Annotated in this window: 11 protein-coding genes; 9 read left to right on the top strand and 2 right to left on the bottom strand. The window is 36.6% G+C overall.

What is annotated here, in order from left to right; all coding sequences use genetic code 11:
• Window positions 1–126: 126 nt before the first annotated feature.
• Complete coding sequence (locus LF887_RS04655; RefSeq protein WP_236857638.1) at window positions 127–786, bottom strand: YceI family protein; 660 nt, start codon at window positions 784–786, stop codon at window positions 127–129.
• 75 nt (window positions 787–861) lie between these two features.
• Between LF887_RS04655 and LF887_RS04650 the strand changes: the two genes are divergently transcribed.
• Entirely contained in the window at window positions 862–1,806 is a 945-nt protein-coding gene (locus tag LF887_RS04650) for a sulfate/molybdate ABC transporter ATP-binding protein (protein ID WP_236857637.1), read from the top strand.
• 418 nt (window positions 1,807–2,224) lie between these two features.
• Here LF887_RS04650 and LF887_RS04645 read toward each other — a convergent pair whose 3' ends face one another.
• Window positions 2,225–2,569 (bottom strand): zinc ribbon domain-containing protein YjdM, encoded by a 345-nt coding sequence (locus LF887_RS04645; protein ID WP_236857636.1) that lies wholly within the window; start codon window positions 2,567–2,569, stop codon window positions 2,225–2,227.
• Window positions 2,570–2,851: 282 nt separating this feature from the next.
• Here LF887_RS04645 and LF887_RS04640 point away from each other — a divergent pair, with 282 nt between their 5' ends.
• The 8 genes from LF887_RS04640 (at window position 2,852) to LF887_RS04605 (ending at window position 13,039) form a co-directional block, all read left to right on the top strand.
• Window positions 2,852–4,057 carry an RsmB/NOP family class I SAM-dependent RNA methyltransferase gene (locus LF887_RS04640; protein ID WP_236857635.1) on the top strand — a complete coding sequence of 402 codons (1,206 nt, stop codon included), beginning with the start codon at window positions 2,852–2,854 and terminating at the stop codon, window positions 4,055–4,057.
• A gap of 185 nt (window positions 4,058–4,242) precedes the next feature.
• Entirely contained in the window at window positions 4,243–5,910 is a 1,668-nt protein-coding gene (locus LF887_RS04635; RefSeq protein WP_236857634.1) for a GLPGLI family protein, read from the top strand.
• Between the two features lie 320 nt (window positions 5,911–6,230).
• Window positions 6,231–7,916 carry an asparagine synthase B gene (gene asnB / locus LF887_RS04630; protein WP_236857633.1) on the top strand — a complete coding sequence of 562 codons (1,686 nt, stop codon included), beginning with the start codon at window positions 6,231–6,233 and terminating at the stop codon, window positions 7,914–7,916.
• A 274-nt stretch (window positions 7,917–8,190) separates the two neighbouring features.
• On the top strand, window positions 8,191–9,033 hold the full coding sequence (locus LF887_RS04625) for a hypothetical protein (protein WP_236857632.1): 843 nt from the start codon (window positions 8,191–8,193) through the stop codon (window positions 9,031–9,033).
• A 140-nt stretch (window positions 9,034–9,173) separates the two neighbouring features.
• Window positions 9,174–10,577, top strand: a complete 1,404-nt coding sequence (locus tag LF887_RS04620; RefSeq protein ID WP_236857631.1) for an MFS transporter — start codon at window positions 9,174–9,176, stop codon at window positions 10,575–10,577.
• Between the two features lie 121 nt (window positions 10,578–10,698).
• Window positions 10,699–11,574 carry a pirin family protein gene (locus tag LF887_RS04615; RefSeq protein WP_236857630.1) on the top strand — a complete coding sequence of 292 codons (876 nt, stop codon included), beginning with the start codon at window positions 10,699–10,701 and terminating at the stop codon, window positions 11,572–11,574.
• Between the two features lie 193 nt (window positions 11,575–11,767).
• Window positions 11,768–12,079 carry a GNAT family N-acetyltransferase gene (locus LF887_RS04610; protein ID WP_236857629.1) on the top strand — a complete coding sequence of 104 codons (312 nt, stop codon included), beginning with the start codon at window positions 11,768–11,770 and terminating at the stop codon, window positions 12,077–12,079.
• Between the two features lie 60 nt (window positions 12,080–12,139).
• Window positions 12,140–13,039, top strand: coding sequence for a pirin family protein (locus LF887_RS04605; protein WP_236857628.1), 900 nt, complete (start codon window positions 12,140–12,142; stop codon window positions 13,037–13,039).

The raw sequence follows: 13,039 nt of genomic DNA, 5'->3' as shown, positions 1-13,039 counted from the left end.
TTTTACCCTTTCAAAATGTTTTGCAAAAATACGACTTTTAAGTTTAATAATTAATTGAGTCATAAAAAAATCTGCCTCTTTTTCGGGAGGCAGACTTCAATCACTTATTTCACTTAAATAAAAAAATTATTTCTTCTCTAAAGCTTTAACGTTGATCTGAAGAGTTACCTCATCTTTAATGACCCCGTTTTCAGCAGGAGCCTGGAATTTCACTCCAAACTCTTCTCTTTTAATATCCTTTGGCTCAGTAGCTACACTTACTTCTCCTTCTTTCACAGATACATTAGCCTTAAACTGAACTGGTTTTGTAATTCCTTTAATAGTTAAATTCCCATCTAAAATAGTATTATAATCTCCTTCTGTGGCTGGGGTAACTTTTGTAATTTCATAAGAAGCTGTCGGGAATTTTTCAACTTCAAAGAAGTCACCACTTTTAAGGTGTCCATTTAGTTTTCCCATATCTTCCGGACTGTCTTTCAAATCTACAGAAGTTAAGGAGTTCATATCAGCAACAAATTTTCCGCTTTCCAGTTTTCCGTCTTTCACGGTCACATCTCCGCTTTCAAATCTGATTGTTCCAAAGTGGCTCGTATTTTCAGATTTAAATACTTTATATCCTTTCCATTCAACCTTACTGTTTAGCGTATCCAAACTGTACTGGCTACCATCTTTGGTAGTCACTACCTCGTTACTTTCACTGCTAAGCGGTTTATCTTTTTTACAAGAAACCATTACGGCAGCAACAAATAAAGCAGGAATTGCTAATGAAAACAGCTTTTTTCTCATTTTTGATTTATTTTTATTACTTCCGCTAATATAATAAAAAAAATTGTGTTTTCATAAAAACCTTACATTTGTAATATGCTACTAGAAATAAACAATTTATTTTTCTCTCACAATCAAGATAAACCCCTGTTTCAGAACCTTAATCTAAGATTTGAGGAAAACAAAATCATTGCCCTGGCAGGAGAAAGCGGATGCGGAAAATCTACCCTGCTGAGTCTGGTCTATGGTCTTCTTGACTGGGAGAGCGGAGAGATTATTTTTAACGGAAGAAAACTTTTGGGGCCTAAAGGAAATCTTGTTCCCGGAGAAGCAGAGATGAAATTTGTAGCACAGAATTTTGATCTTATGCCGTATGCTACCGTTGCAGAAAATGTAGGGAAATTTATTTCAAATATCAATCTAAAGCAAAAAAGAGAAACCGTAATGGAACTTCTTGAAGTGGTAGGACTTCAGGAATTTGCCCACGTACTTCCCAAGTATTTAAGTGGTGGACAACAACAAAGAGTAGCCATCGCAAGAGCGCTTTCTGTATTACCGAAACTGCTTATTCTGGATGAACCTTTCAGTAATCTGGATTTCCCGAGAAAAATTGAACTTAGAGAACGACTTTTCCGATATGTAAAGGAGCATCAGATCTCTCTGATTATATCCACACATGAAATTCAGGATATCATGCCATGGCTGGATCAGATTGTTATTCTTCAAAACGGAAGATTGATACAGAATGACAGCCCGGAAGAAACCTACCGAAAACCTTACAACTCATACGTTGCCAAATTATTCGGAGAAGTGAATATTTTCAATGAATCTGAAGCAGCGGATTTTCAGCTTTCTAAGTTTTCCTATTATCCTAAAGAAATAAAAATAACGGAAACCGGAATTGAAGCAGAAGTTCTGGAAAGTAGATTCGGAGGAAATTATTATTGGAATAAACTTATTGCGAAGGGAAAAGAACTTGTTATTTATACTGATAACAAGCTGGAAGGAACTATTAAAATCTCCTTTGTTCAGAACTCATAATCTGTATAATTTTAGTGCAGCATTGATGATGATCATATAACAGATAATATGTAGAGTAAAAAGTAAATTTATCATTTATTTTTGACAACTTTACAGCTTAATTTCTTCAGCATCCCTCGCCTTTTCCTGCCTTAAAGAAAAACATAACCTATAGATTTACTTATACTTATCCATAAAAAAAATACAAACATAAGAAATTGTTATCAAACTTTTTCTTACATTTGTACTTCTACAGCATAAGGAAATTTTTGGTTAATTCTCTTTCTGCCTTCCGGACGGACATTAGCAGTTTTGCAATTAAGTCTTTTGAAAGATTACACTGTCCAATTTTTTCCTTTTCTTATGCATTTATGTCAAACAATCTTTAACAATCGGTCAGCCTTTAAAGGCTAAATGTTGTAGTTAAAGATCTGTTATATTATGCCTTTTTTACAAATTCCGATTTTAAAGCCATTGCTCCAAAACCGTCAATTTTACAGTCTATATTATGGTCACTTCCGGGTCTTAAACGGATATTTTTCACTTTAGTACCTGCTTTTACTGGTTTTGGTGCTCCTTTTACCGGAAGGTCTTTAACAACCACTACAGAATCCCCATCCTGAAGTTCATTTCCGTTAGAATCTACTATCTTTCCTTCGCTTGCTGCTTCAGAAACTGCTTCTTCAGGATTCCATTCGTAGAAACACTGAGAACATACCATCATATTATCGCTTGGGTAAGTAAACTCAGAGCTGCATTTCGGACAAAGTACTGTATCACTCATATTTTTATTTTTTACAAAGGTAGAGCTTTTTGCATGATAGAGTCAAGAGCAAGGCGAAGAACCGGAAATGAAAATACGGAACAAGAGACTGAAACGGCAAAATCAGCAGCTTTTATTATTCAGACTAATCAATCTCTATTTTGAATTTTAAACTTTAAACGCTCAATTTTCCACGTTCAATTTCCCCTTCTAATCCTCCTATTATCAAACTCTCCTACTCCAAATCCCAAACTCTCAACTTTAATTCGTATTTTTGCAGATTCAAAACAGCGAAGCAAATTTATGGAACTTATTCACAGAAACTTAGCGATCGGAATTCACGATGCTTTACAGGAAACCTTTTTCGAAAAAAATAAATATGCGGATAAAGTAATTGAAAGACTTTTAAAAGCTAATAGAAAATGGGGAAGCCAGGACAGAGCTGTTGTTTCTGAAATTTTCTACAATATTATCCGTTGGAAGAAACGTATTGAGTATTATATGGGAGAAGGGGTAAAACCTAACAACATCTATAAACTTATCATTGCTTACCTTCTTTGGAGCAAAACCAATTATAAAAAGTTTGAAGAATTTGACGGAATCAAAATTGCGGACATTCTTACTAAACTTAAAAAAAATACAGTGCCTACCAAAGCTATCGAGCATTCTATACCTGAATGGCTAGCTGAAACACTGGAAAAAGAACTAGGTGCCAGCTGGGAAAGAGAAATGCTTGCCTTAAACGAGCAGGCTCCTACAGTTTTAAGAGCAAATTCTTTAAAAACCACAACAAGAGAACTGATCTCTGACCTTTCAGATGAAGGAGTAACAGCCTTCTCAATTAAAAATTATCCTGATGCTGTTCAGTTGGAAGAAAAAAAGAACGTTTTCTTAACAACAGCCTTTAAAGAGGGATTATTTGAAGTACAGGATGCTTCATCACAAAAAATCGGATACTTCCTGGATGTAAAAGAAGGCCAGAGAGTAGTAGACGCATGTGCAGGAGCGGGTGGAAAAACACTCCACCTTGCAGCATTAATGCAAAACAAAGGACAGATCATCGCACTGGATATTTTCGAGTGGAAATTGGCAGAGCTGAAACGCCGTGCTAAAAGAGCCGGAGCTCACAATATTGAAACCCGTATGATTTCTGATAATAAAGTAATCAAACGTCTTCATGAAAAAGCTGACAGACTATTGATTGATGCGCCATGTTCTGGTCTGGGAGTTTTAAAAAGAAATCCTGATAGTAAATGGAAAATCGATCAGGCTTTTATCGACAGAATTAAAAAAGAGCAGCAACAGATTCTTCAGGATTATTCTAAAATGTTGAAAAAAGGAGGACAAATGGTATATGCTACCTGCTCTATTCTTCCTTCTGAAAATAATCTGCAGGTAGAAGAATTCATCAAAAACAATCCTGGATTCAGAATGATCAAGGATCAGAAAGTAATGCCAAGTGAAGGGTATGACGGATTCTATATGGCTTTGATTGAGAGAGTTTCTTAATCTTAATACAATATAACATACAAAGACTGCTCTATTTTTAGAGTAGTCTTTTTTATGAATACATCCGGAAAAAAGTTTTTGTAACATTTTTTGTAACAATTCAATTAGGTTGTCTACTTATTATATAGATTAACCTGTTTTGATGCTGTGAAAAGTTAAGATAACTTTGCAGTAAACTCATTTATATGCATACAAGAACTGTCTTCAATTTTCTGGCTGTTTTCTTATTCTGTCTGTTTTCTGCACAGACCTATGAAATTCAATATAGCAGCTCGTATAACGGGAAGCTACTATCAGATCAGCCTTCCACAATAGTTTGGGCTGACGAAAAAGAAAATTACATTTTAAGCACTACCATTAAAGAACAAAAAAGCAGTTACCCTTTTGAAATCACCAAAGTGGAGAAACCCGGAAACACTATTGTTTCTTACGCTTTTTTAAAACCCGGATCTATTATTTCTGCCGCAGATAAAGAATCTGTAGGAAAGCAGAATTTTGAGCTTACCAATGAAACAAAGAAAATTTTAGGATATACCTGTAAAAAGGCAATTACCAAGGTAAATTCCAACACCATTGAAATCTGGTATACGAATGATCTGAAACTGCAGGGCGGGCCATCAGTCCTTGGGCAGAATTTAGGACTTGTTCTGGAGGTGGAGAGAAATAAAAACTCTTTAATTACCGCCAGCTCAATAAAAAAGATTAAAAACACCGGAATAGAAAATATTATAAAAGGTACCATCCAGACTACTGATCAGCTGGGATACAAAGATCTTCTATGGAAAAGCAGATTCACAACACTAAGCATTTTTGAAAATGAAACGATCAATTTCTCTGATGCTTCCAAATCCGATGATCAGATAAAAAGATATGCTAACGGAACTATTATTCTTAAAAAAGTAAAATTCCCTACTATCACAGAAGGGGAAAATATTTTTGTAGAACTGAAACAGCAATCCAATGGAGATGCTTATGACAGAACAGGAACTGTATTTTTCATTCCGCAGGATAAAGAACAGTCATTTTTTGACGGACTTGAAAAAGGAGCAAAAACACTTCCGGTCTTCGAAAATGGAAACGGGAAACAATACTTTGGAGTAACTGCCACAGAAAATTATACCCCTGCCACGGAAATGATGCGGTTCTTTACCGCATTTGGAATCCAGCAGTTCAACCATATTCAGCTTAAGGGAAAAAACTGGCAGACCATCAGTCCTTACCGGCAGGACATCACAGAATTAAAACCCTCTTTATCCGGAAAAGAACTTTGGGTGGGTACATTTATCGGAAACTATGATAAAGGAGGTCATAGAGTCAGCCTTGAAGTTACGATTCATAAAAGCGACCAGAATGTTTATAAAAACAATGTGGCTATCCCCTTATTCAATACTTTGAATATTATGGAAATGGCCGGGCAGGACTACTCTACAATGTTCAATCAGCAAAAGGGCCTTTTCATGGACTTCACTTTAAAGAAAGATCTGAAAAATGCTCAGCTAAGATATACAACTACGGGACATGGAGGCTGGGAAAACGGAGATGAATTCGTTCCCAAAATGAATTCTATTTTTATAGATGGGCAATCTGTATTTTCATTTTTACCATGGAGAACAGACTGCGGCTCATACCGATTATACAACCCTGCTTCAGGGAACTTTCAGGACGGACTTTCATCGTCAGATCTCAGCAGGTCAAACTGGTGCCCTGGAACGGTTACCAATCCCAATTTGATTCCTCTTGGAGATTTAAAAGCCGGAAAACATACCATCCAGATAAAGATTCCACAAGGTCCTACAGAAGGAACAAGTTTCAGCTCATGGAATGTTTCGGGAACTCTGCTTGGGATCCAATAAAAAACAAAACCTTCTTGCATGAGAATTGCAAGAAGGTAAAAACACAAATGATGAAAAAAAATTATTTCGAGCCACAAAGTAAGGGTTAATATTTGTATAATAAATTACCATACATTAATAAATATGTCATTTTTATTTTGTATAGAAATAACACTAATATAAGTGCGGCGAAAAAAATCAATCAAAATCATCATAATTGATATAAATAGTTAATATTTTTCTTCAAAAACAACTATTTAATTAATAAAATTCTATTTTAAACATTTTTCATTGTTATTTATAAACGTCCGTTCTACTTTTGTTTCATAAATAATAAGAATATGTGTGGAATTGTATGTTTATTTGACGCCAAACAGAAAACTGAAATAATAAGACCTCAGGTTTTGGAAATGTCAAAAAAAATCCGTCATAGAGGACCGGATTGGAGTGGTGTTTTTCAGGATGAAAAAGTAATCTTTTCTCACGAAAGACTAGCCATTGTAGACCCTACCTCAGGAAAACAGCCTTTATTTACAAAAGACGGAAAAGTAGTATTAGCCGTAAACGGTGAAATCTATAACCATAGTGAATTAAAAAAAGAATTTACAGATTATGAGTTCCAGACTCAGTCTGACTGTGAAGTTATTCTGGCACTCTATAGAAAATACGGAAAAAACTTTGTTGAAAAGCTGAACGGAATTTTCGCTTTCGCATTATACGACACCGAAAATGATGTTTATCTGATCGCACGTGATCATATGGGAATCTGCCCGCTTTATCAGGGTTGGGACAAACACGGAAACTATTACGTTGCCTCCGAGCTTAAAGCCCTGGAAGGTGTTTGCAGAACAATTGAGACATTTCTTCCCGGGCATCTTGTGTACAGCAGAGATGGTATTGAACTTCAGCAATGGTATACCAGACAATGGGAAAGTTTTGATCACGTAAAAGATAGCGAAACCGATATTTCAGCATTAAGAAAAGGCCTTGAAGATGCTGTCCACAGACAATTGATGAGTGATGTACCTTATGGAGTTTTACTTTCAGGAGGGCTGGATTCTTCAGTAATCTCGGCAATTACTGCAAAATTTGCAAGACAGAGAGTTGAAAGTGGAGACACTCAGGAAGCGTGGTACCCAAGACTTCACAGTTTCGCAGTAGGTCTTGCAGGATCACCGGATCTGGCAGCAGCACAAAAGGCAGCCAGACATATAGGATCTGTACACCATGAAGTTAACTTTACCGTTCAGGAAGGGCTGGATGCTATACGCGATGTCATTTATCATCTGGAAACCTATGATGTAACTACCGTCCGAGCATCTACCCCGATGTATCTTCTGGCAAGGGTGATCAAATCAATGGGAATCAAAATGGTCCTTTCCGGAGAAGGTGCTGATGAGTTATTCGGAGGATATTTATATTTCCATAAAGCTCCTGATGCCAGAGAATTTCATGATGAGACCGTAAGAAAATTAGGAAAACTACATCTTTATGACTGCTTAAGGGCAAACAAAGCCCTGATGAGCTGGGGAATTGAAGGCAGAGTTCCGTTTCTGGATAAAGAGTTTATGGATATTGCCATGACCATTAATCCACAAGATAAAATGATCAGTGCTGAAGAAGGAAAAATTGAAAAATGGATATTGAGAAAAGCCTTTAAAGATCTCCTTCCCGAATCTATTGTATGGAGACAAAAGGAACAGTTTTCAGACGGTGTAGGCTATTCATGGATTGACACTTTAAAAGAAGTCGCAGAAAAAGAAGTAAGCGATGAAATGATGGCCAACGCCAGATTCAGATTCCCGCTAAACACTCCTCAAAATAAGGAGGAATACCGATACAGAACTATTTTTGAAGAACATTTCCCAAGTGAAACCTCTGCTGCCACCGTACCTTCTGTACCTTCAGTAGCCTGCTCCACTCCTACCGCTTTAGAATGGGATGAAGCATTCAAAAAGATGAACGATCCCAGCGGAAGAGCGGTAAAGGTGCATGAAACTTCTTATGAGTTGAAAATGGAGAGTTAAAAATTGAAAACGAAAGCGAAAATGAAAATGGGATGATCAATCGTTAACAGTAAATTCACTATTGACATTCAAGGTTTAAATCTTAATGCTTAAAATGATGTGTCACCTTTTCATTTTCAATATCTGAATATTGTTTCAGGCCTGTCCGAGAGCTAACTTTCAGTATAATAATTATTAATCCTGTAGCAATACAGGATTTTCTTTTGAATTAACAGCAACAATATCGACATAAATTCACTGACAATCAAAAATAATATCTAATAAATAATTATATTTGGAAAACGAAAATATCAATTATAAAAAAATGAGAAGAAACCTTACTGTTTTATTTGCCATATTATCCTTCAGTTTAGCTTTTGGACAGGGAAAATATGGTAAATACCTGAGTTCAAAAAAGCTTGCTTTAGCTTATAAAAGTGTGAAAGATGCAGATAAAGATGACTACTATCAACAATTCTATTGGCTTGTAAAGGCAGAGCAGCTGAAAACGTATCCTCACCTTAAAGATATAAAACCTGTCGTTTTATATGAGTTTGTAAAAAAAGTAAACCCTCAGAATCCAACAAAAAAACTGGATGCTACCGGCAAAGAATTGAGAGCTACTGCAGAATTATCTTTAAATCAATATTTTAAAAATAAAAATTTTGAAAACAATTCTGTTTTGATGTATAATCTGGAAACCTATGTAGACCCTTCCAAAGGACAATTCTACACAAAGGTAGACCCGGAAAAGATCAAAGAACTGGTACCGAAAGAACTGTTTGCTTTCAACTCTGTCAACAGAAATATGGGTGAAGAAAAAACCTATTATCTTTGGGTAGATAAGAAAAAAGATGATTTAAACATTGTCGATATCATTCCTAATGAAAAAGAAGATAAAGCTTTCTACGCAAGATTAAAACAATATCTTCCTAGCTATAAGTTTTCAAAGTATGTTCCTACTGTAAAAAAAGGAAACAAATCTGACAAAACAGATATTGAATATTACTATATAATGCCGTTTGAACAAAATACCGATAATATAGAATACAAAACAAAGGATTTCAAAACCTTTATCCTGAGCCAGTATAGAAAAGCTGGTGATGAATGGAAAGGAGTAGAAAAACCTAGAAAATAAATCAAAAAGTCCTGTGAAATCTCGCAGGACTTTTTTAATTTTATATGGATTTCTTTATCTAAAGATCAAACCGCTTAAAGCAAGCATTTTCTTCAAAATAAAAATAAGTCTGGAAATCTTCCGATTCCAGCCTATACAAAATGACAGAAACAAGCCCGCAACAGACATCCATAAAGAAAATATTACCCCTGATTCTGGCCACCGCCATTTTCATGCAGATGCTGGATTCAACGATTCTGAACACGTCTTTACCTTCGATCGCTAAAGACCTCAATGAGTCTCCTCTCAATATGCAGAACGCCATTATCAGCTACGTTCTTACATTAGCTGTTTTCATGCCTGCAAGTGGATTTCTCGCAGACCGTTTCGGAACCAAAAAAGTATTTATCATCTCATTGGTGCTGTTCAGTCTGGGGTCCTTATTCTGTTCATTATCTCAAAACCTTACCCATTTGGTGATTTCAAGGGTTATTCAGGGAGTTGGAGGAAGTCTGATGACTCCTGTAGGGAAATTAGCATTGATTAAAACTTTTGATAAAAGCGAGCTTCTTAAAGCCATGAACTTTGCTATTATTCCCGCTCTTATAGGGCCTGTACTAGGTCCGCTTGTAGGAGGTTACATGGTAGATTACCTTTCATGGCACTGGATCTTTCTGATTAATATACCAATCGGATTTTTAGGAATTCTTTTAGGATTAAAATTTATGCCCGATTATAAATCTGATTCTGTAGATTTTGATTTAAAAGGCTTTTTAATTTTTGCAGCGGCCTCTCTTCTGCTTTCCATTTCTCTGGAACTTTTCGGAGATATGCAGAATATATCTCCGGTTTTACTTGTATTTATTCTTGGCTTCCTGTTTTTATATTACTATTATAAGCATGCAAAAAGAGGCGGAAATCCTATTTTCCCATTAGATCTGTTTCAGGTAAGAACATTCCGGGTAGGAATTGTAGGAAATCTGGCCACAAGATTAGGAATAAGCTCCGTTCCTCTGCTGCTGCCACTGATGATTCAGATCGCTTACAAACAATCGGCAGTGACGTCAGGATGGATCATTGCTCCCATGGCATTAACCGCCATCTTCGGAAAATCATCTGTTATTAAAATTTTAGATAAATATGGGTACCGTCAGACTCTGATGGTAAATACCTTCATTATCGGAACCCTGATCTGCCTGCTTGCCATTCCTGATATTCACACTTCTTTATATTGGTTTATCCCTATTATTGCGGTATTAGGATTTTTCAACTCTATCCAGTTCACTTCAATGAATACCATTTCCATTGCAGATCTGCGGAATTTTCAGACCAGCAGCGGCAATTCTCTTATATCCGTTAATCAACAGCTTGCCATCGGCTTTGGAATCGCTTTCGGGCTCATTGTTTTAAAACTATTTGAAAACACAGATCTCATCGGAGGTGAAATTCACAATGCATTCCGTTATACATTTCTTACGGTCGGAATATTGACTATCCTGTCAGGCCTGGTTTTCAGGAGACTGCATATTTCGGATGGAAAGAATATGAAATCAAAAGAGGATTAGCGGAACATTAAAAGTCACAGGAACTTATTTCCTCCCTTCATCATCCTACGAACTTAACACAGATCAATGCTTTTCACTTATAAGTATGGTAATTTTGTTTACATAAAAAATCAACAGTGTGATGGCAACAAAAAAAGTACAAATCGTAGTATCTCCAAAACCTGCCCATTTTGTAGGTGATGGTTTTAGAGTTCATAATTTTATTCCCGGCGTACCCGGATTGGATATGAAAAGAATGGATCCGTTCATTATGCTTGATTATAATTCAAAATTTCATTTCAACGGTTCAGACAGACCCAGAGGTGTGGGAGTTCATCCTCACAGAGGTTTTGAAACGGTCACTATAGCTTACAGCGGTAAAGTAGAACATCATGACAGCGCAGGCGGGGGTGGCGTTATCGGAGAGGGTGACGTACAATGGATGACTGCAGCCAAAGGAGTTCTTCATAAAGAATACCATGAAACAGAATGGGCAAAAAAAGGAGGAATCTTCCAGATGGTTCAGCTTTGGGTGAATCTTCCGGCAAAAGATAAAATGAGCACTCCGAAATACCAGGCTATTGAAAATTCTACCATGAAAAAAGTAGATCTGGGTGAAAATGGTTTTGTAGAAGTAATTGCCGGTGAATATAACGGACAAAAAGGTCCTGCAGAAACTTTCACACCAGTACATATGATGAATGCAAAGTTGAAAGCAGGTGGAAAAGCAGATTTTAGTTTCCCCGCTCATTTCAATACTGCAGCGTTAGTGATTGAAGGAAATATTATGCTGAATGGTGAAGACCATGTGAAGGCAGATCACTTTGCTTTATTTAAAAATGAAGGAGAAACGTTTACTATTGAAGCGAAAGAAGATACAGTCGTTTTAATCATCAGCGGAGAGCCTATCAACGAGCCCATCTATCCTCACGGACCTTTTGTAATGAATTCCAGAGAGGAAATCATGCAGGCTTTTGAAGACTTCAATACCGGAAAATTCGGTTATCTTGAGGATTAAAAAGAATTAAATTTATCTTAATCTTTGATTATTCCTTTTTTTATTAACTTTATATATCATTAAGTTGGGTTACTTATAAAGTAAGATTGATATGGAGGATAAACCTGATAGGCTTTAGAAATCTATAAGGTTTATCTATTCCTATTTTCATATCACACTCTATTACAAGCAGACCACTTTCAATACCAGAAATATGAAATCAGAATTTGAAAATATACCTCTCGTAAAAGCGGATAAAAGATTTGAAATCAATGTCAATGGATATTATGCTTTTATTGATTACCATGAGAAAACGCATCAGATCTCTTTGATCCATACTGAAGCAGACCCGGAACTGGCTGGCTCAGGTGCTGCCGCTGCAGTAGTGGAAAAAACGCTCAATTACATTGAAGAAAGTGGTAAAAAGCTTCTTCCGTTCTGCCCTTATGTTTTTGCATTTATTAAGAAACATCCTGAATGGAAACGCCTCGTTGATGAAACATTTGAAGGATATAATAAACTTTAGATTTTTTCGTGACCTCTATCAATTTAAATACAGTAAAATTTTAAAAAGCATCACATCGTTATGTCAAATATTGGACTTATCATAGAAGAAAAAGCGGCTGATATAGGAAACTTTCTGGTAGGAAGACTTCTTCCTTTCCGGGAAAAAAGAGCAGTGGGACCATTTGTCTTCATCGATCATATGGGACCGTCTGAATTAAAAGATTATCAGAATCTTGATGTACCTCCACATCCGCATATCGGATTGTCTACACTTACCTATCTGTTGGAAGGGTCTATTTTCCACAGAGATAGTATAGGAAGTTCCGTCGAAATAAAACCGGGAGCCGTGAACTGGATGACTGCCGGAAAGGGGGTTGTACACTCTGAAAGAACTCCTGAATATTTAAGGCACAGTGATAAGAGTCTTCACGGATTTCAGATCTGGGTAGGGCTTCCCAAGCATCTTGAACAGGCAGAGCCTACCTTCCACCATATTGAAGCGGATGATATTCCGGTTTGGGAAGAAGACGGCATTCAATATAAATTAATTGCGGGTGAAGCATTTGGAAGAATATCTCCTGTTCCTGTACACAGCCAATTATTTTTTATTGAGATCAAAACCAAAGAAGCGAAAAAAATAAGCATTGGTAAAGATCTTTATGGGGAGGCAGCCATGTATGTTCTGGACGGAACGGTAACTGCTGATGGAAATTCTTATGGTTCAAAACAGCTGATGATCGCCAAAGATACCAAGCTTTGTGAGTTTGAGATGAGTGAAAACGGTACTGTTTATCTTTTTGGCGGCGAGCCTTTTGATGAAGAACGTTTTATATTCTGGAACTTCGTTAATTCTGATAAGGAAGTGATTGACCAGGCTAAAGTAAACTGGAACGACCAGAACCACGAAGCCTTTCCATTGGTACCAGGTGATGACCAGGAATATGTTCCGCTTCCAAAAGCCATTTTAAACAGAAAATAA

Origin of the sequence: Chryseobacterium sp. MEBOG06 (assembly GCF_021869765.1) — a bacterium.
Lineage (GTDB): Bacteria > Bacteroidota > Bacteroidia > Flavobacteriales > Weeksellaceae > Chryseobacterium.
The sequence above is the reverse complement of the archived record's forward strand: the minus strand, read 5'-3'. Positions and strand labels throughout refer to the sequence as shown.